The organism is Chryseobacterium herbae (genome assembly GCF_025154075.1).
GTDB classification, from domain to species: domain Bacteria; phylum Bacteroidota; class Bacteroidia; order Flavobacteriales; family Weeksellaceae; genus Chryseobacterium; species Chryseobacterium herbae.
The window spans coordinates 330,713-355,000 of sequence record NZ_JAOAMU010000007.1 but is presented as its reverse complement, the minus strand read 5'-3'; the positions used below and the strand labels follow the sequence as shown (position 1 = coordinate 355,000).

Below are 24,288 nucleotides of genomic sequence, written 5' to 3'. Positions count from 1 at the left end.
TAGAGTTTTAGAGTTTTAGAGTTTTAGAGTTTTAGAGTTTTAGAGTTTTAGAGTTTTAGAGTTTTAGAGTTTTAGAGAAAATAAAAGCATTTCTGGAAATATCCAAAAAAAATAAAAAAATATACGCAATCATCTGTGTCAATCCGTGAAATCTGTGGTTAAATATAATCTCCCGCAGATCTTACAGATTATGCAGATCTAATTATCAAATTTTAAAAGAATTATTTTATGATCTTCAAAATCCTCGCCTATCCAAAAGAATAATGATGTATGCAATCATCTGTGCTAATGTGTGCTTATCAGTGGTTAAAATAAATAACACATTGATCAACTCATTTTCTTCAAAATCTTCTCAAAAGTATTGATATTCCTGCTCGTAAACTGGTCTTTAAGGCTTTTCTTCCCCAAAACTTTTCCAAAAGAAGAATCCAAAGTATTCCCCTTCGGAACCTGCCAGTAAAACAAATTGTTAATGATTTCAGCCTTTTCGTTTTCAGTCTTGGAAGCTGCTTCAAATTCTCCCATCAAAACATTTTCTACTCCGGGATTCCCTACAAATCCATAGATATGCAGATCATCATTTTTTTCAAAAGGAATACTGTTCCAGAATATTTCCGTTTCTTTCTGAGACCTTATGAATAAGAAAGCTTCGTAAGAAAAATGATCGGACATCGCTTTTTCTAAAATTTTCTTTAAATCATCAGCTTTTTTATCAGAAGAGAACACAATATTTCCGGAAGCCAATATAGAACTTACATCCAGCATTCCGGCCTCTTTAAACACCTGACAGACATCAGCCATTTTCATATTGGTTCCTTTTACGTTCACGCCGCGGAGAAAAGCACAGTATTTCATTTTTTTTAAGGATTTTTTTGGAGTTGGAGTGTATTAGAGTATTAGGGTTTTAGGGTACCAGTCTAACTTCTAATTTCTAGCTTCTAACTTCTCTAATCAATTTTAATATACAAATTATAATCTGTTCCCGATGGTTTAAGATGATAGATCTTTTCCAGGATGGGGTTATCACTTTTCAGGTTATCTTTTATCCTGAATTCTTTCATCAGTTTGTAGTGGGTCTGATAATACAAAGCATCATTTCCTTTAAATAGATTTTTATAGGACAGAAGATATTTGGGTTTCCTGTTTTTGACGGTATTGATCCAATAATGGGCCTTATCTTTTTTCACTTCCGCCTGAATCTGTTTGTTTACCAAACCTACTTCATCAATGGTTTTTAACCCTGAAAAATAAGGAACATATCCAGCTGGTTCCAAAAGAATCCATTGTTTTTTATCTTTCTCGAAAGCGTCCAAAAACAGTCCGATTCCTCTGCGGTAATTCCACTCTCCGTTTCCTGTCGCAATGGCATGTACGGTTTGGAAAGCCAGCATCGGAACGATATAAAACACCACCAATAATGACAACCATAGATTTCTCCTCTCCTTCTGCTCCAGTACAAAAATAAGAACGGGAACGAAAAGCAGAAGCTGCGGAACCCAGTAATACCAGTCGAATAAGCTTTTTTGAGAGAGAAAAATAATCTGCTTTACCCAACCGAAAATAAAAATCATCCATAAAAAATAATTTCTCTTTTCTCTTTGTCTGACAAGATAAATAAAGCAAAGCAGTTCAAAAATCAAGACTATGATTGTAACCGGATTGAAGTCTCCGGGAAGTTTCAGCATTCCCCAGAAGTTACCGAAACTCACGAGGAAATAATTAAGATTTTGCTCAAAAGTAAAATTGTGCTCGTACAAAAGCTTTTTGGCAACAATGGTATTATTCACAAGCTCTCCGAAATACAACCAGTTGAAGGACAGAACAGATAAAAGCCCCAGAATTCCTCCGAAAACGTAATTCCATTTTACCTTTCTGTTCCAGAAAACATCTACCAGGAATACAATTCCAAGGAAAATCACCGTATCGATTCTTGTAAACATGATCAGAACCGGCAGAAAAATAAGTGCCCATCTTTTGCCTTTACTGAAGCCGTAATACAGAAGCGCCATTTCCAGAAAGAAAAGAATTCCATATTCCATTCCGAGAATGGAGATCTTTACTCCGGGAGGTAATATTCCGATTAAAAATATAAAAATAGCTTTATGCCATGGGTTTTTAAGGGTAAGATTCGCAAGAAATAAGGTTCCTATCGTAAAAAGGATAGAATTGAAAATTAAAAGAGGTTCAATAAAATATTCTTTGCCGAAGATCAGATTGAACAGATAGGAAACAAAAACATACAGATGGGTGGTAGAAGCTGAAATCTTAGTTTCGCCATTAAAACCTATCACTCCATAATCCAGTAAATTCTGGGCTACTCTCCAGGTGATGAATGCATCTTCCTGAATATAATGAGTCAGTAAAAAAAGAAGTTTTAAAACAACCGTAAAAATTACGGCATAGATAGGGATCCTATTAATTTTATTTTTTGCCATCACGCATTTTTTGTTTGACAAATATAATCTTAAAATTCATGAATCCCAATAACAAAAAAACGGAACCGAAGTTCCGTTTTTGTTAAGTATTTTATTGTGTTACTTTGATAATCGCTGTGGTGATCTGCTCCTCTTTTTCTTTTGAATAAGTAGAATCAAAAGGCTGCATCACATCAAACAGATATTGGTAGAAAGGGGTGATCTTCTGTACATTTTCAGATTCCTTTATCGCCTTTTCTTTACCCATCACCTGAAGCTCTTTGATGAAAGCATTGAACTTTTTATCAATCGGCTCTATGGATTTTACAAGGTATTCGTATGCTTTATCATCCTGTCCAAGCTTCTTATAGGCGTCTGTAACGGCTGCAACAACAAGAGAATATTCCATAGGTTTCGTTCTCATCTGTCTTCTTGCAAAGTTTTGATCTGCCGGAGCAAGGCTTAGATAATAATCATACTCTTCAAAGATTCCTTTTTTAAGGATTTCTGCCAGCTGAAGACCTTTTTTCTCCTGTCCTGCAATGATATATCCTGTTACCATAGCACTCAGTGAACGAGGATCATTAAATTTCTCAGCAGGAATTTCTTTTGATGCAAGATCCAGTAATTCTACTGCTTTAGCTTTCTGTCCATTTAATGCCAGTGCTGAAGCGGCTCTGCTTGCTGACATTCTGTAGCTCATGATATTGGATGTAGCGGTTTCATCAAAGTGGCTTTTTAAATGTTTAAAATTACCCCATCTGAAGTTTTTCACTACATTATATAAAGAATTTGGATCTACTCTTCCCATATCTCCATCTACATTCTGAGTCGTATGGATAGGAACCAATCTGTAGCTGAATCCGTCAAACTGAAGGTATTCATTCAGATAAAAAATATTTTCGTTGTCGTAGATTCCTCCTGATGAGAAGTTGATTGGACGTTTCCAGTCGAAGTTCGCCAACATATCCAGCATGATCAGGTTATTTTTATAAAGCGTGTTTCCTTTATAAGTGATCATAATCTGGTTCACTACGTTTGGAAGATCTGCCTGATTGATGATTCCTGCCTTTAATGCATTTTCCTTATTCACAGGAAGAATGAATTTATTTACCGGAAGGATATTGTATTTCTCAAACTTCTCTTCCCCGAAGTACATTTTCAAAAGTTCGTCTTTTTCAGGAGATTTGAACTTGATGAAATTCACCGCCTCTTTCAGCGTTAATGAATCCTGAGTAAGGTATTTTCTGAATCCTGCAAATTGTGTATCCGCAACGCCTTGTTCTTTTAACATAGAGAAAACGCCTTCCCAGTCTTCTTTCTTCATCATATAGATCTGGTCGTTGACACCGTCTCTGTAGTCATCATGAGTCAACTGGCTTGGAATTCCTGCCGCGTTGTATGTTTTTCTCTTGATCTGGTCTAAATTCCAAGGTGTAGAAGCAAGCGTGAAATTCACCACTTTTACATCATCCCTGAATCTTTCCGTTTCCTGGATAGCCCATACCGGATACGTGTCATTATCTCCGTAAACAAATAAGATGTCGTTTTTAGGAAGTGATTTTAATACGGAATAAGCATAGTCGTAAGCCGTATATCTGTTGCTTCTGTCATGTACATTATAGTTCTGGAAGCCCATCATGAAAGGTACGCCTAATAGAACTACACCAAATGCGATATTCGCTCCGTTAGATTTTATTTTGGACTGGACCAACCATAAAATAGCGCCGGCACCCATTCCGATCCAGATGGCAAATGCATAGAACGAGCCTACCATCGCATAATCTCTTTCTCTTGGTTCAAATGGTTTCACCCCTGTATAGAAAACAATTCCTACACTGGTTAAAACAAATAAGGAAAGAAGCGCATAGAATCTTCCAAAGTCTCTGTTTAGTTGGAAAAAGAATCCGATCAGTCCTAATAGTAATGGTAAAAAGAAGAACTTCACTGTACTTTCATTCTGGAATTTTGCAGGCATTTTATCCTGGTTTCCTAATAAAGCATTGTCTATAAAAGAAATTCCTGAAATCCAGTTTCCTTTTGTATTTTCCATGTTTCCTTCAAGGTCGTTCTGTCTTCCCACGAAGTTCCACATCAGATATCTTACGAAATAATAACCGTTCTGGAATGTAATGAAATAGTCCATATTCTGAGCCAGTGAAGGCTTCTGAACATTGATCAGGTTATAAGGTTTCACTTTCAGATAATCGGCCGCTGTGATAGATTTATCTTCATATTTCCCTCTTAATTCGTCAAAGATCTGCTTCGCCTGAGGATTGTCTGCCACTTCTTCATTGGCGTAATTGAAGGTGAAATCCGGAGCTCCGTACATTGAAATGTAGTTTGCCATCACATCCTTATCTTCATTGAACATTCTTGGCATTAAGCTGATCTGAGATTTACTGAAAACATAGTTGAAACGGTCACCCGTTTTTCTGTACGTTCCGGTTTTCTCATCCTTTTCATAGATCTCACCTGTTTTTTGAGTCTTGAAACTTCCGTCTTCATTTTTCTCAATTCCGTTGGCATCAAGGAAAGCGGTATAGTTTTGTCCGTAAATAGTTGGCCAGTCACCGTACTGCTCTCTGTTATAGTAATCCAGCATACCAATAGCTGTATCCGGATCATTAAGGTTCATCGGAGGATTCGCATTCGCTCTGATTGGAATGACCATCCAGCATGAGAACCCGATGATCATAAAAACCACTGACAATGCAGCAGTCTGATAAATATTTTTCTTAGCTTTTCTTGCATATTTGATGATGAAGAAACATGCTACTGTCATTAAAATAAATGCGACGATCGTTCCTGAGTGGAAAGGTAGTCCAAGTCCGTTCACGAAGAATATTTCAAGTCTTCCGAACATCGTCATGATCAATGGGAAGATAATTTTGAAAACAATGATCAAAATTCCCAGTGTGATCGCATTCGCCCAGATAAAGTTTTTCCAGGTAAATTTGTAATTTCTTGCATAATATACCAAACATACGGCCGGTACTGCAAGCATCCCCATCATGTGTACCCCTACAGAAAGTCCTAATACAAAGAAAATAAGGATGATCCATCTTTCGCTGTCTTTTGCCAGGTACTCGTTTTCCCATTTTGTAATCAGCCATACCAACAAGGCGATAAACATAGAAGCCATGGAATATACTTCCCCTTCTACTGCAGAAAACCAGAAGGTATCTGAGAACGTGAAGCACAATGCTCCTACCGCTCCTGCAAAAAGAATAGAAATTTCCTGGTGCTTCGTTACTTCTTCAAAATCCTTGTTTAAAAGTCTTCTTACAAAATGTGTAATCGTCCAGAATAGGAATAAAATCGTCAGTGCACTGAATAATGCAGACATTGCATTGATGACGATAGAATAGTTTTCTCCTTTTCCTAAAGCAAAAATGGCTGCCACGGCACCCACGATCTGGAATAAAGCCGCTCCGGGAGCGTGCGTTACTTCAAGTTTTACAGCTGAGGAAATGTACTCGCCGCAGTCCCAGAAACTGAAATTGGGTTCTATGGTCGACAAGTACGTGAAAAATGCAATGACAAAAATCACCCATCCTAAAACGGTGTTCCATTGCTTAAAAGTCCAATTTTTCATAGTATTAAATCAATTACGCGAAAATAAGGCTTTTATAGCATTCCGTGGTGTTTTTAACAAAATTTAAAAAATTTGGCGTAGTATTTGTGATCGTACTTCGCGTAAGATTGCAAATCAGAAAATAAATTTTGCTGAATCGCTGGCTTGAAATCAAACAAAAGTTTAGTAATTATTTATTTTTTTGTATTTTTGCGGTCAGATTTTTATTGAAAATAACAAATAATGAGTAATGTTTACGATAATATTCTTGGCCTAATAGGACATACTCCTATGGTGAAGCTTAATACTGTTACAAAAGATATTCCTGCAACCGTTTATGCCAAGTTAGAATCATATAATCCTGGACATTCCACAAAAGATAGAATAGCACTTCATATTATAGAAAACGCTGAACAAAAAGGTTTATTAAAGGAAGATTCAGTAGTTGTAGAAACTACTTCCGGAAATACCGGTTTTTCTATTGCGATGGTCTGTATTATCAAGGGATATAAATGTATTCTGGCGGTAAGCGACAAAACAAAGCCTGAGAAAATTGCTTATTTAAAAGCATTAGGGGCTACTGTATACATTTGCCCGGCTAATGTTGCAGCAGACGATCCGAGATCATATTATGAAGTAGCTAAAAGAATAGCTTCAGAGACACCAAATTCAGTTTACATCAATCAATATTTTAATGAGTTGAATATTGATGCACACTACCAGACTACAGGTCCTGAAATTTGGGAGCAGACAGAGGGTAAAATCACACACCTTTTTGCCTGCACTGGAACAGGTGGAACATTGTCCGGTTCGGGGAAATTTCTAAAAGAGAAAAATCCTGCTGTCAAGATCATCGGTGTGGATGCTGACGGGTCTATCCTGAAAAGCTACCACGAAACCGGAGAGATCCATAAAGAAGATGTACATCCTTACCAAATCGAAGGAATGGGGAAAAATTTGATCCCTGCTGCCCTTCTTTTTGACAAGGTAGATGAGTTTGTAAGAGTAAATGACGAGATGTCCGCTTACAGAACCCGTGAAATAGCGCTTAAGGAAGCTATCATGGGTGGATATACTACAGGAGCTGTAACCCAGGCCCTGATTCAGTATGCACAGTCTCACGAGCTTACCAAAGACGACATCATTGTCCTGATATTCCCGGATCACGGTTCGAGATATATCACGAAGGTATACAGCGACAAATGGATGGCCGAACAGGGTTTTGTAAATAACTGCGTACACAACTATGATGAAGTTTTCAAAACAGAATTCATCAAATAGAAATATATAAACCACGATACCAATAAAGTCTTTTGTGTTTTACAGGAAAGACTTTTTCACTTAAAAATTACTATACAAAATGTTAGATATTTTTGAACGTATTAAACAAAATCCAGGTCCATTGGGACAGTTTGCAGATTATGCTGAAGGGTATTTTGTTTTCCCAAAACTGGAAGGTCCAATTGGTCCAAGAATGAAATTTCAAGGTAAGGATGTAATTTTCTGGAGTGCAAACGATTATTTAGGACTTTGTAACCACCCGGAAGTTTTAGAAGCTGATGCGAAAGCTGCTGCAGAATTCGGAATGTTTTATCCGATGGGCGCAAGAGCGATGTCAGGAGAAACCCAGCAACATCAGCAATTGGAAAAAGAATTGGCGGAATTCACTCAGAAAGAAGCTGCTTATTTATTGAATTTCGGTTACCAGGGAATGGTTTCAGCTATCGATGCATTGGTAACAAGACATGATGTAATTGTATATGACGCTGATTCTCACGCATGTATCGTAGACGGAGTTCGTCTTCACATGGGGAAAAGCTTTACGTTCAAGCATAATGATATAGAAAGTTTAGAGAAAAACTTAGCCAGAGCCACTAAAGTAGCAGAAGAAAACGGAGGGGGAATTTTAGTGATTACTGAAGGGGTTTTCGGAATGAGAGGAATGCAGGGGAAACTGAAAGAAATATGCGACTTAAAATCTAAATTCAATTTCAGACTACTGGTAGATGATGCACACGGTTTTGGAACTTTGGGTAAAACCGGAGCGGGAGCTGGTGAGGAGCAGGGATGTCAGGATCAGATTGATGTTTATTTCTCTACTTTTGCTAAATCTATGGCCGGTTTCGGAGCTTTCCTTTCCGGAGATGAAACGATCATCAGATTTTTAAAATATAATCTTCGTTCTCAGATTTTTGCTAAATCTCTGACCATGCCAATGGTAATCGGAGGTTTGAAAAGACTGGAGCTTTTAAGAACACGTCCCGAAATCAAAGCTAAATTGTGGGAGAATGTATATAAACTTCAAAACGGTCTGAAAGAGAGAGGGTACAACCTTGGAAACACCAATACGTGTGTAACACCTGTTTTTATTGAAGGAACTACGATTGAAGCTACCCTTCTTGCTAAAGACCTTAGAGAGAACTACGGCGTTTTCACCTCAGTAGTGGTATATCCTGTAATTCCTAAGGGAATGATCTTATTAAGACTGATCCCGACTGCATCACATACAGATTCAGAAATTAATGAAACATTAGCCGCTTTCGACGGTATCCGTGAAAAATTAACTTCCGGACATTACAAGGAAATGGAAAAACAGATGAATATCGAGTACAAACAAATGTAATATTGATATCATCATATACATCTTAAAAACCACTGAATTATTTTCAGTGGTTTTTTATAAAATAATCTCAAATTGAAGAATGGAAGTTGCGGGATACTTTTTTGGGAGTTAAAGTTTTGGGTTATAATAGTTGAGTATTTATACAGGCTCAAATTAACCTACTTACACACGCTCAGCCTTAATCTTAACCTTAGCCTCATACAAAAAAACAAAATAGCAAATGAAATTTAAGGGTTACCTGTTGGGAGTTTTGTCGTCGGTTTCATTTGGACTGATCCCGATCTTTATTCTGCCACTGAAGAAGGCTAATTTTTCAATGGACATTACTTTGTTCTACCGGTTTTTATTTTCTGCCCTGATGATCGGAGGATATCTGCTGTATTCCAAAGAAAGTCTGAAGATCAATAAAAAAGAAGCTTTGATTCTGTCTGTTTTGGGAGTCTGCTATGCTTTGTCCTCAGAATTTCTGTTCATCGGCTATGATTTCCTGACACCGGGAATCGCTTCCACGGTGCTGTTCATTTATCCGGTCATTGTCGCTTTGATCATGTTCTTTTTTTACAAGGAAAAACTGACCAAACTATCTGTATTATCCCTGTTGTTTGCTTTTGCAGGGGTCATCGTTTTATGTTTAAAAGGAAAAGGTTTCGAAATCAATTTTGCAGGCCTCGGAATTGTCATGCTGAGCTCATTGTTTTATGCACTCTATATGGTGATCGTGAATAAATCTGATCTGAAGGTTTCAGGGTTCAAGCTTTCTTTCTATTCTATGCTTTTCACTTCAGCATTTTTTATGATCAAAGCATCGGCCGAAGGTGAATCTTTCGCTATTCCTTCCCTATCTGTATTTTTAAATTTCATTGTTTTTGCCTTCCTGACGACGGTTATTTCCGGCCTATGTTTAGTATATGCGATCAAATATATCGGATCTACACCCACGGCTATTTTGGGAGCGTTGGAACCTGTAGTTGCTGTATTGGTCAGTGTTCTTATGTTTCATGAACGGTTCACCACCAATTTACTCATCGGCATCACACTGATTCTTTTAGGCGTGATCCTCAATGTGATGGCAGACAACCGAAAGTCAAAACGCAATTCATATAAAACCTTAAAAAATGCCTGACGTTGGTCAGGCATTTTTTTATTTCGCTTTGTTAAACATATATCGGGCGATCTTCCATTTCCCGTCTTCCTTTTCCAGGACAAACAGTTCACGGTTTTCTTCCGGTGTCGTTTTATTTTCTGCGTGGATCAACTGTGTTCCCTTAGACATGGTACGGGCAATCGCATAGTTTTCATTGATTAAAGTAATTTCATCAATTCTAAACTTCACATTAAGCTGTAACATTTTGAAAACAAAATCATAAGCTCCTTTCAATTGTTCCTGTCCCTCTGCACTTGGCGCTCCCTGAGGCATGAATATCCCGTTCTTGGTGTACAAGGGTAATACCTGTTCAGTAGATGAAGCATTAAGGGCATTTTCGTAGGCGTAAAGAGTTTCTTCTATATTCTTTTTTATATCGTTTTCCATTGTGGTATTTTTTTCTGCTGATTTGTTAATTGCAGGACTATTGTTTTCCTTTTTTTCGGTACAGGCTGATAATAGAAATATGACCTGAGCGGCGATGAAGATTTTTTTCATCATTACAGTTTTGACTTAGCTTCCTCGATGTTCACTGTTTTTCCCAGTTTCCCGAATTCATGAAGATCTCCGAAAACTTCAATACGGATGGACTGATCAATACCTCCTACTCTTAAAGGTTCAAAACCTGTTTCTCTGATCACTTCTTCAATATCATTATTGATTTCCGTATCATCAGAAGCATAAAATAATACATCTTTTTCAGGCTCGTGATTGGACGATGATGCCAGTGTTCCTGCACCCAGTGTTCCGAAGGCTTTAACCAGTTTAGCCCCTTTAGGAAGGATCGCCTTGTTCAATTCTCCTGCTGACTCCATTTCTCCGATGATCTTCTTAAATCCGCCATTTCCGTCCGGAGCAATTGGGTTAGAAACATCAACAATGATTTTACCTTGTAAACTACTTCCGTTGTCACTAAAGAAATCCTTAAAAGAACCAAACCCTATTGCAGGTATAATAATATCTGCCTTATTGATTGCCTCTTCAATCGTTGTGCTTTTTGCAAATCCACCTGACTGCGCAGCGAAATCATTCGCTTCGTTTGCATTTCTAGTGGCTACGATAACGTTATACTTATTGTTTACTAAATTATTCGCTACTGCTTTACCGATATTTCCCAATCCGATAACTGCTACTTTTTTCTGTGTTTCCATTTTTGTAAATTTTAATGTTTTTGTATGGGTCAAAATTAGCACAGATAATGGTGAAAAACCGGCAAACAAGTTTAAGAAAACATCTTACCAATTGGTAAGGTGAATTCTTAATATAGTTTCATAAAACAGATTAATCCTTTACTCTTTTCGCGCGGATTTTACTGAGAAACTGAGGCGTAATTCCCAGATAGGAAGCGATTTGTGTATTGGAAAGACGGTTGGCCAGCTGCGGATACTGTTTAAGGAAGAATTCATACTTTTCATCTCCTGTTGCACTGATATTTTGAAGCATACGGTTCTGAAGTTCGATAAATTTGTGTTCAATGATCACTCTGAAGTTCCGGTCAAACTTTGGATAATAGGTATACAAAAACCACAGATCATTCTTTTCAATCTGCAGCACAACAGAATTTTCAAGGGCTATGATGTGTAATTTGCTGGGCTTTTTGTTGTGGAAACTGTCAATATCTACAATCCAGTCATTTTCAGAAGCAAACTGCAGGTTATGCTCTACTCCGTCTTTATCTATGCTGAACATTTTAAAACATCCGGAAACCACAAAGGTATAATATTGGCACACCTCATTTTCCTGAAGAATAAACTGTTTTCTTTTGATTCTCCTCTCGGTTATTCTTTCTTCCAATACATCAATTTCTTCCTTTGACAGAGGAATATAGGTTTTAAAATAACTGATAAGCGGAGCGGTTTCTTTCGACATTGTGAATAGGTTTGTTTGATTAATAAAATCAATCTCTATGACAATATATCAAAAAAAACTGAATAAGAAATTGGGGAAACTGTTCTTAACTTAATTTTAAACTTACTTTTAATTCCTAAATGGTTTTTTAACCTATTTTTGTATCCTAATCCATACAGATATACTTTCCTTATTTTATCCCAAACACCAATGAAAAGAACAGAAAAACTAACAAGAGAACAATTAAATCAGAAGGTAAAAAAAACTTCTGAAAGATTATATGCTACCATTGACGAATCATTAGAATTGATGTTCACCAGCGGAGACGATTGGGATCAAGACAGTCTATCAGAGTTTCTTGAAATGATGGATGCAGAAACGGCAGATAAAATGAGAGAAACAGCGCTACAGATGGACACTGACAATGACGACCCGGAGATTTTTATTATGAAAAATGAAAGTGTAACTTCTCTGAATTTAGTTACTGAACCGGCTGACGGCTTTATCATTATTCTTATTGAAGACGATATTCATTTAACCGGAAATCTTTTCATTGAAGAATACGTTACGCTTATTGTGACTGGTCATATAAAAGCTAAAAATATTATTGTTAACGGTTCATTATTTTCCTCAGGAAGTCTCTCCTGCAATGTGTTGTTTGGGGCCTCCGCTAATGATCATCAAACTTATATTCAAGGAAACATAAACACTTCACTTATTGCAGAAGATGGACACTACACAGTTTCAGAGGGTAAAATATATTCCCAATATTTACTCAGCACTCATAATACAATTGAAGGAAAATCAGGAAGATTAATAGAAAACAAAGCCCTTGAAAGAGGAAATGAAGCATCGGTACTTATTCCTGAAATCCTTGATGAAAACGGATATTTTGATGAAGTATCTTTCTTGAAGTATATTGAAATCAAAGAACCGGAATATTTATTTCTATAAATACAGGCCAAATTTTACAACCTATCAATAGCTATATTATTCAATAATGTCACTTGCAGCATACCTTACAAATTGCCTATCTTTGCATTCGCAATCTGAGGAAAGATACGAACTGTAACAATATCATTAAAATACTGTTATACAACATTTTAAACTTCGATTGAATGTAAATAAATTTGAAAAATTTCCTGTTGAAAGATTTGCTTCTCATCACTCCGCCTTTTACCCAGCTCAATACACCTTATCCTGCAACAGCTTACATAAAAGGCTTTCTGAATACCAAAGATATTTCCAGCTATCAGACTGATCTGGGACTGGATGTTATTTTGGAATTATTTTCAAGAAACGGAATTGAGAAAATTTTCAATACAGAAATCGATCTTCAGGAGATCTCAGAAAATTCACAGAGAATATATGCACTTCGCGAAGAATATCTGAAAACGATAGATCAGGTCATTCATTTTCTACAAGGTAAAAATCCTACACTGGCCAGACAGATTTGCAGCATGAATTTCCTTCCTGAGGCTTCCCGCTTCAATCAGTTGGACGACATGGATTTTGCATTTGGAAATATGGGACTTCAGGATAAAGCCAAGCACCTTGCCACTCTGTATCTGGAGGATATTTCGGATTATATTATTGAGAATATTGATGCAGATTTCGGATTCAGCAGGTACGCGGAACGTCTTGGAAAAAGTGCGAATTCTTTTGATGAATTATATTTAAAACTATCAGGAGATCAGACATTTATTGATTATTTCACATTAAAGATTCTTCAGGAAAAATTAGAATTGGTTCAACCCAAATTGGTGTGTTTTTCAATTCCTTTTCCGGGAAATTTATATGCAGGTTTCAGGTGTGCACAGTTCATTAAAAAACATTATCCTCACATCAAAACTGCGATGGGCGGAGGTTTTCCCAATACGGAATTGAGGGAAGTAAAAGACCAAAGGGTTTTCGAATTTTTCGATTTTATCACACTTGATGACGGTGAACTTCCTCTTGAACTTCTCTGCAGCAATGTCTTACATCCTTCAGAAGAAGCTGAGTATAAAAGAACATTTTTAATTGAAAACCAAAAGGTTACCTATAAAAACAATTCCAAAAGACACGATTATAAGCAGGCAGATATCGGAACTCCGGATTATACGGATTTACAGTTGGATCGATATATTTCGGTGATAGAAATTGCCAATCCGATGCACAGTTTGTGGAGCGACGGACGATGGAACAAGCTGACGATGGCCCATGGCTGCTACTGGGGGAAATGTACATTCTGTGATATTTCTTTAGACTACATTAAAATCTACGAACCAATTTCAGCGAAAATTCTGGTCGACAGAATGGAGGAACTCATCAAAACAACGGGTGAAACCGGATTCCATTTTGTAGATGAAGCAGCGCCCCCGGCATTGATGCGCGAAGTAGCCCTGGAAATTCTAAGGAGAAATCTGGTTGTTACCTGGTGGACCAATATCCGTTTTGAAAAAAGTTTTAGCCGCGATTTATGCTACCTATTGAAAATTTCAGGATGTGTTGCGGTTTCGGGAGGACTTGAAGTGGCCAGTGATCGATTGTTGCAATTAATTGATAAAGGAGTTTCAGTAGAACAGGTTGCCCGGGTAACAAGAAATCTCACCGAGGCCGGAATCATGGTTCATGCTTATCTGATGTATGGCTACCCGACCCAGACAGTTCAGGAAACCGTGGATTCTTTGGAAATGGTAAGACAGATGTTTGAAATGGGAATTCTGCAAAGTGGATTCTGGCATCAGTTTGCCATGACTGCCCACTCGCCTGTCGGAATTAATCCTGAGAAATTTGGAGTGACTCCTATAAAGGAAGAAATTCTGTTTGCGAACAACGATATTGATTTTAAAGACAAAACCGGAGTTGATCACAATAAATTCAGTTTCGGCCTGAAAAAGTCTTTGTTCAATTACATGCACGGAATCAATTTTGAATTTCCACTTCAGGATTGGTTTGATTTTAAAATTCCAAGAACACAGGTTCATCCTGATCATATTCACGACTGTCTTTTGGATGAAAACCAATTTGGCTTTAAAGGCAACTCAAAAGTGGTATTTTTAACCAAAAATGTAATCGCTGAGAATCGAATAAAAAATAAAAAGAAGTACTCCGGGCCATATACGCTTCTTACATTCCACTTAAAAACGAATATTGTAAAGATCGATCTGGAGCAGGATAAGGCCGAATGGCTGATGAAAGTTCTGGAAGAAAATTCTATAGAAAATCCGAAAAAAGTTACAGCTCAACAACTTAAGAATCAGTTTGAAGAAAATTTCGAAGATTTTGAACTGTTTTGGTTTTCAAAACCGATGCAGCAGCTTAAGGAAAATGGTGTCATTTTGAGTCTCTAATTTTTGAACAAAATAAATCCCGGAAAATGAATTTTCCGGGATTTTTATGAATTATCAGATTTGAACCATTAAGATCATTAAAGGAGGTAAGAATAATTAAGATAAAATCTGAAGATTTTAAAAAGCTCACCTTAATATTCTTAAAAACTTCATTTTTCTTAATGGTTCAAATTTTATTTCCAGTAGATTCGGGATAGTTATTTCAATTTTTATTTCTCACCACTCTCTTTCTGAACAGGACCTACGGTCACTTTTTCCTGAACCTTAATAAAATTAGGATCCATCATAGCTATCCGTTCTGCAATAGCCTTATACGTGGGATATTTTAAAATGGATGCTCTTCCGGACATTTCTCTGTAAAGCGTAAAGCTCTTTCCTCCTGCTGTTTTCAGTTGTTTTGTAGTGGTGATATATCTTCCGATTAATTTGCTTTTAGCATCATAAATCTCAATATCTACAAGTGTCTTTTCAGAAATCGTATCTTCTGAACCAAAACTTACAGGAAGATTAGTGAAATATCCTACGGGAACGCCATTAGACAGGATCTCGCCCACTTTATTGACCTCGATATTCATTTTATCGATTTTACTTCTGGTGGTATAAGCGTCTTTTGTCTTAGAATCAAGCTTTCTTTTGGGAACATTTGTAAAGATTTCGTCTAAATTCTTTATATTAATCCCTTTATTATCGATGATTTTCAAGCCTTTGATCGAAGTATAAACCGCTGATTTCTCTTCCCCCGAGAATGCAGACGGAGAAATATAATCCAGCTCTATAACCTTATCCCTGTTGTAAACCCTGTTCAGTTTAATATAACTATCTCTCACAGAATCTACTACACTTTTATCAATGAACTCGATGGTATACATCGGGGTTTCATTGAGGTCCATAAAGGTATACGTATCGGATTTGTTTGCGATCTTGGCGACATGAATTCCGTCCAGGCTTACAATACCTCTTTTGGTTTTGAAATTCTGGGCGTTGGATAAAATCCCCAGAATGGTAAAGAATATGATTGTACTTTTCTTCATAAAATCAGACTTTTACACATAAAAAAAGTGTAACCAAAGTTACACTTTCTTGAAAATATATTTAGCTTTTCATTTAATTATTCACAAAGGATGATTCCTTTATTATGATTAAATTCTACAACACCGCTTTTGATAGGATAAGAGAAAACTGACTCTTTATCATTTTCCTTAGTAAGGTTTTTAGCATAAGCTTCTCCAACAGAATTGGTAAAAAGCTTCACCTTCCCCCCGATCAAAGAAGAAACAATTCCTGCGTGGTTGGTCATGATGTGAAATTCACCATTCTTTCCAGGCAATAATACTGATTCTACTTCTCCTTCAAAAACTACGTACTCTGGTGTTAAAATTTTTATATTCATTTTAATTTAGATTAAAAGATTAAAAGATTGAAGATTAAAAGATTTTTGACAAATAATGTCTCTCATCTCAGGTCTAAAAATCTTATGTCTAATTTATTACGCGTTTTCAGCTAACATTTTTTGTCCCGCTTCGATAGCTTCTTCGATAGTTCCTTTCAAGTTGAAAGCAGCTTCCGGTAAATGGTCTAATTCACCATCCATAATCATTGTAAATCCTTTGATTGTATCTTTGATATCTACCAATGATCCTGGAATACCTGTAAACTGTTCAGCTACGTGGAAAGGCTGAGATAAGAATCTCTGAACTTTTCTAGCACGGTAAACTACAGACTTATCTTCTTCTGAAAGTTCTTCCATCCCAAGAATCGCGATGATATCCTGAAGTGCTTTATATCTCTGAAGAATTTCTTTCACTCTCTGAGCACAGTCATAATGCTCTGCACCGATAATTTCCGGAGCAAGGATTCTTGACGTAGAAGCCAATGGATCCACAGCTGGATAAATACCTAATGAAGCAATTTTTCTGTCTAGTACTGTAGTTGCATCCAAGTGAGCAAACGTTGTTGCAGGAGCCGGGTCAGTTAAGTCATCCGCAGGTACGTAAACCGCCTGTACTGAAGTAATTGAACCGTTTTTAGTTGAAGTAATTCTTTCCTGCATCGCTCCCATCTCAGAAGCAAGTGTTGGTTGGTAACCTACCGCAGATGGCATACGACCAAGAAGTGCAGATACCTCAGAACCAGCCTGTGTAAAACGGAAGATGTTGTCTACGAAGAAAAGTACGTCTCTACCTTGTCCGCTTTCACCACCGTCTCTGTAGTACTCAGCTAATGTAAGACCAGAAAGTGCTACTCTAGCTCTTGCTCCTGGTGGCTCGTTCATCTGTCCGAAAACGAATGCAGCTTTAGATTCTTTCATAGCTTCCATGTCTACTTTTGAAAGATCCCAACCTCCGTTTTCCATAGAGTGCATGAAATCATCACCGTATTTAATAATACCTGATTCCAACATCTCTCTCAAAAGGTCATTTCCTTCTCTCGTTCTTTCACCTACTCCGGCGAAAACTGAAAGACCTCCGTGTCCTTTTGCAATATTGTTAATCAACTCCTGGATCAATACTGTTTTACCTACACCGGCACCACCGAACAAACCAATTTTACCCCCTTTTGCGTAAGGCTCAACTAAGTCGATTACTTTAATACCTGTGAATAAAACTTCTGCAGAAGTTGAAAGTTGATCAAATTTTGGAGCTGGTCTGTGAATAGGCAGACCACCTTCCTTAGATATATTTTGAAGTCCATCGATAGCATCCCCAACAACGTTGAATAGTCTTCCGTTTACAGCATCACCGATTGGCATTGTAATAGGATTTCCGTATCCAATTACTTCCTGCCCTCTCTGAAGACCGTCTGTAGCATCCATTGCGATACATCTTACCGTATCTTCACCAATATGTTGCTCTACTTCTAAGACTACTTTTTCACCGTTTGTTTTGATAATTTCCAACGCATCATAAATACTTGGAATTACTTCCACGTCTGTAAATACTACGTCGATTACCGGACCAATAATTTGAGAAATTTTACCTTTAATTTGGTTTGCCATTGCTAAATTTTTTCTTGGTGCAAATATAATGATTCTTGATAAACCCACAATTGGTAAAAAAAAGATTTTTATCATACTTTTTATTAATTTATCAATCTAACAGTTTAGCAGTATAACAATGTTCTTTACTGAAAATATTGATACACTGGTAAATTGGTACATTGCTACATTATCTTTATATTTGCAGTCAAATTTTTCCGTTTTGAAAGTTTTCAAGAATTTTAAAGATTATTCCTCTCAAAAGCCTTTAGCACTGTCTTTAGGAATGTTTGACGGAGTGCATCTCGGGCACAAAAGTATTATCGATGAACTAATAAAAGTAGGTACAGAGAATAATCTGGAGACAGCTATCCTTACTTTTTGGCCACATCCGCGATTTGTTTTTAACCCGAATGAAGATCTGAAGCTTCTCAATACAGTAGATGAAAAGAAAGAACTGATCGAAAAATACAACATCGATCATTTATTTCTGAAAGAATTTGATGATGAGTTCAGAAACCTTACCGGAGAAGAATTTGTACGCCAGATCCTGATTGATAAACTGAATGTAAAATACCTTATTATAGGCTATGACCATTCATTCGGAAAAAATAAAAGCGGGAATTTCGAACTTCTCCAAAAACTGTCCAAAGAACTGGACTTCGACGTAGAACAGATGGAAGCCATCAATATCCACGAAAATAATATCAGCTCAACCAAAGTACGTAATGCCCTTCTGACAGGCAATATTAAAGCAGCCAATGAAATGCTTGGCTACACCTACTCTGTCTCCGGAACGGTAGTTCACGGGAAAAAGATCGGAAGAACCATCGGTTATCCTACTGCCAATATTGATACAGAATCTATTAAACTTCTTCCTAAGAAAGGAGCCTATATCGTAGAAACAGAGGTAAAAGGCCAGCAATACAAAGGAATGTTGAGCATTGGGACCAATCCTACTGTCAACGGTGAAAAATTAACCGTAGAAGTTTATATCCTTGATTTTGAAGGAGATATTTATGATGAAAGAATCACAGTGAGATTCAGGGATTTTCTTCATGATGAAATCAAATTTGAGGGTCTTGAAAAACTGATCGAGAGACTGGATGAGGATAAAAAACTTACCCAGGAGTTTCAATTCTAAGCATTTACAATTTCTTCTCTCGCTTTTTTCGTCAATGAATTAAATACCAATTCATAGGACTGATCGATCATTTTAAAGATCAGATCTCTTTTCAAACCATCTAACAGTACTGAATTCCAATGGGTTTTGTTCATGTGAAATGCGCCGGTGATTTGCGGATGCTGTTCGCGAAGTTCTGCACTCCATTCAGGATCGGTCTTTACATTAATTCCTAATGGCTGTCTCTCCAGTCCCATCAGTAAAAACATTTTCGTCCCTACTTTCATTACAAGGGTTTCATTATCAAAAGGAAAAGTTTCAGTAACTCCTTTTTTCGCAAGACAATAGTCTAGAATTTCGTTAGCATCCATATTTTTATGAGTAATGAGTAATTTATACTGTTATAGTTATACTGAGTGAGCTTTTGCTTTTATAAATGATAATTGATTATGAGTATTGATATTAATTTCAAATTTAGTAAATTTAAGAAAGAAAATACTATCCATACAAATCACAACTATTATGAAAGCTTTGGTAATTGGTGCTACGGGCGCTACAGGAAAAGATCTGGTGAAGCAACTGCTTAACGATAAGGAATTTGAGGAAGTCGATATTTTTGTCAGAAAACCTGTAGATGTTCAGAATGACAAGCTGAAAGTGCATGTAGTCAACTTTGAACATCCCGAAGAGTGGAAAGACAAAGTAAAAGGCGATGTAGTATTTTCATGTCTCGGAACCACCCTGAAAGATGCTGGCAGCAAGGAAGCCCAAAGAATAGTAGATTTTGGTTATCAGTATGAATTTGCCAAGGCAGCCAAAGAAAATGATGTAGAAGATTATATCCTGGTATCAGCCTATGGAGCCAATCCTACCTCCAAAATTTTCTATTCCAAAATGAAAGGGGAACTTGAAGAAGCGGTTAAACAGCTGCATTTTACTAAGATTACTATTTTTAAGCCCGGAATGCTGGAAAGAAAAGATTCCGGAAGAACCGGAGAAGTTCTGGGCAGCAGAATCATAAAATTTGCCAATAAACTTGGACTGTTGGAAAGTCAGAAGCCTTTACCTACGGATATTCTGGCCAAAGCGATGATCAATTCTTCCAAAATAAAAAGCAATGGCTATTCCAGTATCAAACTTGGAAATATTTTCTGCTTTGCGGATAAAAAGGTTGGGAATTAGAAGTTATGATTGCAGCAGGTTAACAAAAATGCTTTATACTTATTAAATTGTGCTTTTTTTTCTTTAATATCTTTATTTTAACTTGAAATAAAGACAAAATATCAATAAATACATCATTTTATTACAAAATAAGTATACATTATTTTTATATTGTATATTTGTTCGAATTAAAAAACAAAATGATGAAAAATTTATTATCAGCTGCTGGTGCAGCTGTGGCGCTTAGTTTGGGGTCATGTAAGAATGATAATGCCGTATTAAAAAATGAATTATCCGCAGCACATACCAGGCTTGAAGCTGATCACAGTCTATTGGAAAATTCCCACAACGATATGGAAAAAGAGCATGAAGAATTTAATATGACGCACAGCACACTAAAAGAGCCCTCAACAAGTGAACATAATAAAACAGAAGCTGCTCATCAGGCCATCCTTAAAAAACATGCAGCTCTTATCCTCAATCATTCAGAAATGATAGCAAAACATGATGCACTTGAGCACAAGCATAAAGAAGGCAAACTGGATTTAGCGCAATTGATGATCAATCATGATAAGATGATCAAAGAAGATCAGGTAATATTGGCTGACCATAAAAAAATGGCAGATGAACATAGGCTGATCATACAACAGGATGAGAAAATCAAAAAAGAAGACCAACTGAAATAGGTGTAGACCATTACATCAAAATGCTTCGACTCCGCTCAGCGTGACAAATCTAATACTGAATGTATTTTTGAAACTGTCACGCTGAGCGGAGTCGAAGCGTTATAAAGCTTTTATCTTATTTCAGATACTTTGTAATAGCCTCGTCAGTAGGTTTTGTCGTGCTGATGAAGGTATCCACCAGTTTTCCGTTTTCATCGATCAGGAATTTAGTGAAATTCCACAGGATGGTTGTATTTTTCACACCGTTTAATTCTTTCTCAGTCAGGTACTTGAAAATAGGCGCTGTATCATCTCCTTTTACAGAAACTTTTGCTGCCAATGGAAATGTTACGCCATAATTTTTCTCGCAGAAAGCTCCAATTTCCGTATTGGTTCCGGGTTCCTGGCTTCCGAAATTATTGGCAGGAAATCCTATAATGACCAATTTGTCTTTATATTCTTCATACACTTTCTCCAGATCTGCGTACTGTGGCGTAAATCCGCATTCTGATGCGGTGTTGACAATCAGGATTTTTTTTCCTTTAAAATCGGCAAAGTTGATCTCATTACCATCAAGGCTTTCAACTTTGTAGTCATATATTGTTTTTCCCATAAGTTCTTTGGTTTTAGCTTGAGAAATTTCACTTTTCTGATTGATACAGCTCTGTAAAAATGCCACACAGGAAAGCAGCCATAAGAAAACATTTTTCATTTTTTACAATTTAGTTGGCATTTTTGCCGGATTTATTTGATTAAAACTTAAATATATTGGCAGGAAATACTTTATTGATGTCTATTCTGTTCAGGATCATCATATAATCACCGTCTTTTTTGGTGCTTGAAGATTCTATTCTGAAAGCCATAACCAGATTTCCTGCTTTTTTATAATCCGAATAGATCAGTGTATCATCTTTTTTAATCTCTTTTAAAAGCATATACGTTTTCACGTCAAAATAGTAGATGTTCTTATTGACATTTTTCGTCAGTTCCACTTTATGACAGTAGATCTCCCCTATTTTTTCTTTTCCAACATATTTGGCTTCAAATCCTTTGCTTTCCCAGTCAATGAAATCATTATCAAAGCTTTCTGACACATACTCGGGATATACCTGAAGTTTGTTGGTGGCGTAATTCATTGCATATCCTTTAGTTCCGTCAAAGCCTTCAATGGCCGTCTCTTTTCCACTGATGCTGATCACCGTTTTGGTCAGATTGGGGCGCTGCTGATAAATTTTAATAGGATATTCATCCTTGATTCCCAGGATTACTTTCCCTTGCAACAGGACTGAATTTAAGAGTTTCCAATTCGTCAGTCCTCCGGACAGTTCTATATTTTTGTCTATGATTTCCTTTGCAGTCTGAGAATACAATGAAGTTGCGAACGTTAAAAGGACTAAGTATATTATTTTTTTCATTTATTTCTTTTAAAATAATGGTCTAAAGAAGGTCTAAAAACAAATTTCGATTCATTATGTTTCTTTTTGGAGATCAGATTTCCATTGATATAGGTGAAAACGGATCCCAGATCTTCTTCAAACTCTAATGGTTTGGCAAGATATACTACTTTATTTTCAAATTTATAATTAACAGGTTCTTTCACACTTTGCTGTTGAGATGGTATGACCAAATACGATGGATAAATTTTATTATTTTTAAATTCCAACACAAGAAATCTGTAGATATCAATCGCTCCATTGGTGGTTGCTCGACAGCCATGATTAATTTGGGCATAAAATTTCTTATTATTCAAGTTCTGACATTTCAGATTTGAACAGCAAAATAATATTATTAAAAATAAAATCCTCATGTACAGCTTGTATATTCATTCAAATATAAGAGGAATTGGGCGAAAAAACAAAAGCGTTGAACATCAGTCATGCTTTTCACTTATGCAATTTCAAATTTCCAAATTAATTCATTTTCAAATTAATTTCCTCGCTTTCTCCAAATCTTCCGGTGTATCGATCCCTACTCCGATGAAATTGGTTTCTATCAGTTTGATTTTCATCCCATATTCAAGATAACGGATACATTCTATCTTTTCTGATATTTCCAACGGTTTCATTTCCAGTTTGGAGAACTGAAGCAGCGCATGTTTTCTGAAAGCGTAGACTCCGATATGCTTAAAATAACTCACATCATAAGAAACTTCTCTATGAAAAGGAATCACAGAACGGCTGAAATAAAGCGCAAATCCATTGTTATCGGTAATCACTTTGACGTTATTCGGGTTTTCGATTTCTGCTTTTTCCGTCAGTTTTATTTTTAAGGATGCCAGAGAGATTTCCTGGTTGTCATCATCTTTAAAAACGTCGATAAGCTGTCTCAGAGGCTCTAATTTAAGGAAAGGTTCATCACCCTGAACATTGATCACAATATCACAATCGATGTTCTGTACGGCCTCTGCAATACGGTCGCTGCCGGTTTCATGCTGTCCGGTCATCACGGCTTTTCCTCCGTTTTTCACGATTTCTTCAAAAATAATTTCTGAATCCGTCGCTACAAATACTTCGTCGAACAGTCCTGTTTCCGCTACATTCTGATAGGTCGTCGTGATCACGGTTTTTTCACCCAGCATCTGCATCAGCTTTGCAGGAAAGCGGCTTGCTTCGTAACGTGCAGGAATGACAGCTATGATTTTCATTGATTATAAATTAAAAGTTATGGTTTCTGAATAATGAGTCATATAATTCGCTAAAAAGATAATTCCGTAGATCCAGGAGATATAGAGTAAAGAGTAAAACAGTCCGAAAGTAAGGCTTTTCAGTATATTTCCTTTACATTTTCCTGAATTTTTAAATACCAGACGCAAGGCCCTGAAAAAAATCCAATACAGCATGGCAGTAAAAAATAAAACAGCTGCCCAAAACAAAAATCCTAAAAAATATAAAAGTGCTGCAAAAACAATGGTAAATATAATCCACAAAATAACAGACAGTATCGCTGCTGCTATGCCATCACCAACAACAGGAGGGTCAAAATCGAAACCATCCACTGCCGGAACATTATCAGAATATTTTTTTAACCTATGTTTATTTAACACACTTCCTACATTTTCTTTCAATTTCAGACCATAATACAATCCTAAGCTGATAAACAGAAAAAAGGTACCCGCTAAAATGGATGTGGATAAGATTGAATTCTGAAATAAAGATCTGTGAGAACCTTTTCCTGAAAGCCACACACTTAGAATTACCAAAACTATAATTCCTAAGGTTGAATAACTCAACAGCTTGGTTTCCAGAAAGAGCTTTTTGGGAAATTTCATTAATATAACCCGATTTATTTATATTTTATTTTCAAAAACGCTTCGACTGCGCTCAGCGTGACACTGCTAATACTACCTATTGACTATAAGGGTGTCATGCTGAGCGAAGTCGAAGCATCTATTTTTATTTTTAATGTAACAATGTATCAATCTAAC

23 protein-coding genes are annotated in these 24,288 nt (G+C 36.7%); 8 read left to right on the top strand and 15 right to left on the bottom strand.

Translation table 11 applies throughout. The annotated features are described in order from the left end of the window. Positions 1 to 327: 327 nt before the first annotated feature. The 3 genes from N0B48_RS20775 to N0B48_RS20765 all read right to left on the bottom strand — a co-directional run bounded on the left by N0B48_RS20775 (position 328) and on the right by N0B48_RS20765 (position 6,012). Positions 328 to 855 (bottom strand): DUF1697 domain-containing protein, encoded by a 528-nt coding sequence (locus N0B48_RS20775; RefSeq protein WP_259841168.1) that lies wholly within the window; start codon positions 853 to 855, stop codon positions 328 to 330. A gap of 92 nt (positions 856 to 947) precedes the next feature. After that, positions 948 to 2,435 carry a DUF8728 domain-containing protein gene (locus tag N0B48_RS20770; protein WP_259841166.1) on the bottom strand — a complete coding sequence of 496 codons (1,488 nt, stop codon included), beginning with the start codon at positions 2,433 to 2,435 and terminating at the stop codon, positions 948 to 950. Positions 2,436 to 2,526: 91 nt separating this feature from the next. Beyond that, entirely contained in the window at positions 2,527 to 6,012 is a 3,486-nt protein-coding gene (locus N0B48_RS20765) for a glycosyltransferase family 117 protein (protein ID WP_259841164.1), read from the bottom strand. 222 nt (positions 6,013 to 6,234) lie between these two features. Here N0B48_RS20765 and N0B48_RS20760 point away from each other — a divergent pair, with 222 nt between their 5' ends. From N0B48_RS20760 to N0B48_RS20750, 3 genes are all read left to right on the top strand, one after another. Then, a complete protein-coding gene (locus N0B48_RS20760) occupies positions 6,235 to 7,272 on the top strand; it encodes a PLP-dependent cysteine synthase family protein (protein WP_223607775.1) in 1,038 nt (345 codons plus the stop codon). Positions 7,273 to 7,351: 79 nt separating this feature from the next. Then, positions 7,352 to 8,614 carry an aminotransferase class I/II-fold pyridoxal phosphate-dependent enzyme gene (locus N0B48_RS20755; RefSeq protein ID WP_259841162.1) on the top strand — a complete coding sequence of 421 codons (1,263 nt, stop codon included), beginning with the start codon at positions 7,352 to 7,354 and terminating at the stop codon, positions 8,612 to 8,614. Positions 8,615 to 8,834: 220 nt separating this feature from the next. Next, positions 8,835 to 9,737, top strand: a complete 903-nt coding sequence (locus tag N0B48_RS20750) for a DMT family transporter (RefSeq protein WP_259841160.1) — start codon at positions 8,835 to 8,837, stop codon at positions 9,735 to 9,737. Between the two features lie 18 nt (positions 9,738 to 9,755). On the opposite strand, the gene N0B48_RS20745 is transcribed toward N0B48_RS20750, so the two are convergent. The 3 genes from N0B48_RS20745 to N0B48_RS20735 form a co-directional block, all read right to left on the bottom strand. Continuing rightward, positions 9,756 to 10,256: a YybH family protein gene (locus tag N0B48_RS20745; protein WP_259841158.1), complete on the bottom strand. Its 501-nt coding sequence runs from the start codon at positions 10,254 to 10,256 to the stop codon at positions 9,756 to 9,758. 2 nt (positions 10,257 to 10,258) lie between these two features. Next, complete coding sequence (locus tag N0B48_RS20740) at positions 10,259 to 10,909, bottom strand: NADPH-dependent F420 reductase (protein ID WP_259841156.1); 651 nt, start codon at positions 10,907 to 10,909, stop codon at positions 10,259 to 10,261. Positions 10,910 to 11,039: 130 nt separating this feature from the next. Further along, positions 11,040 to 11,627 (bottom strand): Crp/Fnr family transcriptional regulator, encoded by a 588-nt coding sequence (locus N0B48_RS20735; protein WP_259841154.1) that lies wholly within the window; start codon positions 11,625 to 11,627, stop codon positions 11,040 to 11,042. 189 nt (positions 11,628 to 11,816) lie between these two features. On the opposite strand from N0B48_RS20735, the gene N0B48_RS20730 reads away from it, so the two are divergent. Both N0B48_RS20730 and N0B48_RS20725 read left to right on the top strand, forming a co-directional pair. Beyond that, entirely contained in the window at positions 11,817 to 12,560 is a 744-nt protein-coding gene (locus N0B48_RS20730; RefSeq protein ID WP_259841152.1) for a hypothetical protein, read from the top strand. A gap of 191 nt (positions 12,561 to 12,751) precedes the next feature. Beyond that, a complete protein-coding gene (locus tag N0B48_RS20725; RefSeq protein WP_259841183.1) occupies positions 12,752 to 14,941 on the top strand; it encodes a B12-binding domain-containing radical SAM protein in 2,190 nt (729 codons plus the stop codon). A gap of 209 nt (positions 14,942 to 15,150) precedes the next feature. On the opposite strand, the gene N0B48_RS20720 is transcribed toward N0B48_RS20725, so the two are convergent. The 3 genes from N0B48_RS20720 to atpD form a co-directional block, all read right to left on the bottom strand. Next, complete coding sequence (locus tag N0B48_RS20720; RefSeq protein ID WP_259841150.1) at positions 15,151 to 15,972, bottom strand: hypothetical protein; 822 nt, start codon at positions 15,970 to 15,972, stop codon at positions 15,151 to 15,153. A 77-nt stretch (positions 15,973 to 16,049) separates the two neighbouring features. Next, the gene (locus N0B48_RS20715) at positions 16,050 to 16,331 is read right to left on the bottom strand and encodes a FoF1 ATP synthase subunit delta/epsilon (RefSeq protein ID WP_223607769.1); all 282 of its coding nucleotides are present in this window, start codon (positions 16,329 to 16,331) and stop codon (positions 16,050 to 16,052) included. 96 nt (positions 16,332 to 16,427) lie between these two features. Further along, positions 16,428 to 17,936 (bottom strand): F0F1 ATP synthase subunit beta, encoded by a 1,509-nt coding sequence (gene atpD / locus N0B48_RS20710; protein ID WP_259841147.1) that lies wholly within the window; start codon positions 17,934 to 17,936, stop codon positions 16,428 to 16,430. A 202-nt stretch (positions 17,937 to 18,138) separates the two neighbouring features. Between atpD and N0B48_RS20705 the strand changes: the two genes are divergently transcribed. Beyond that, on the top strand, positions 18,139 to 19,059 hold the full coding sequence (locus N0B48_RS20705) for a bifunctional riboflavin kinase/FAD synthetase (RefSeq protein WP_259841145.1): 921 nt from the start codon (positions 18,139 to 18,141) through the stop codon (positions 19,057 to 19,059). On the opposite strand, the gene N0B48_RS20700 is transcribed toward N0B48_RS20705, so the two are convergent. Continuing rightward, positions 19,056 to 19,409 (bottom strand): MmcQ/YjbR family DNA-binding protein, encoded by a 354-nt coding sequence (locus N0B48_RS20700; RefSeq protein WP_259841143.1) that lies wholly within the window; start codon positions 19,407 to 19,409, stop codon positions 19,056 to 19,058. The genes N0B48_RS20705 and N0B48_RS20700 overlap by 4 nt on opposite strands. 151 nt (positions 19,410 to 19,560) lie before the next feature. Between N0B48_RS20700 and N0B48_RS20695 the strand changes: the two genes are divergently transcribed. Both N0B48_RS20695 and N0B48_RS20690 read left to right on the top strand, forming a co-directional pair. After that, a complete protein-coding gene (locus tag N0B48_RS20695; RefSeq protein ID WP_259841141.1) occupies positions 19,561 to 20,220 on the top strand; it encodes an NAD(P)H-binding protein in 660 nt (219 codons plus the stop codon). A 182-nt stretch (positions 20,221 to 20,402) separates the two neighbouring features. Then, positions 20,403 to 20,885, top strand: a complete 483-nt coding sequence (locus N0B48_RS20690) for a hypothetical protein (RefSeq protein ID WP_259841139.1) — start codon at positions 20,403 to 20,405, stop codon at positions 20,883 to 20,885. A gap of 115 nt (positions 20,886 to 21,000) precedes the next feature. Here N0B48_RS20690 and N0B48_RS20685 read toward each other — a convergent pair whose 3' ends face one another. The 5 genes from N0B48_RS20685 to N0B48_RS20665 all read right to left on the bottom strand — a co-directional run bounded on the left by N0B48_RS20685 (position 21,001) and on the right by N0B48_RS20665 (position 24,132). Continuing rightward, the gene (locus N0B48_RS20685; RefSeq protein WP_259841137.1) at positions 21,001 to 21,576 is read right to left on the bottom strand and encodes a glutathione peroxidase; all 576 of its coding nucleotides are present in this window, start codon (positions 21,574 to 21,576) and stop codon (positions 21,001 to 21,003) included. Between the two features lie 40 nt (positions 21,577 to 21,616). After that, complete coding sequence (locus N0B48_RS20680) at positions 21,617 to 22,279, bottom strand: outer membrane lipoprotein-sorting protein (RefSeq protein ID WP_259841135.1); 663 nt, start codon at positions 22,277 to 22,279, stop codon at positions 21,617 to 21,619. Continuing rightward, positions 22,276 to 22,614, bottom strand: coding sequence for a hypothetical protein (locus N0B48_RS20675; protein WP_259841134.1), 339 nt, complete (start codon positions 22,612 to 22,614; stop codon positions 22,276 to 22,278). Before N0B48_RS20675 ends, N0B48_RS20680 begins: the two co-directional genes overlap by 4 nt. 171 nt (positions 22,615 to 22,785) lie before the next feature. Then, complete coding sequence (kdsB, locus tag N0B48_RS20670) at positions 22,786 to 23,508, bottom strand: 3-deoxy-manno-octulosonate cytidylyltransferase (protein ID WP_259841132.1); 723 nt, start codon at positions 23,506 to 23,508, stop codon at positions 22,786 to 22,788. A gap of 3 nt (positions 23,509 to 23,511) precedes the next feature. Then, positions 23,512 to 24,132 carry a hypothetical protein gene (locus N0B48_RS20665; protein ID WP_259841131.1) on the bottom strand — a complete coding sequence of 207 codons (621 nt, stop codon included), beginning with the start codon at positions 24,130 to 24,132 and terminating at the stop codon, positions 23,512 to 23,514. Positions 24,133 to 24,288: the final 156 nt, after the last annotated feature.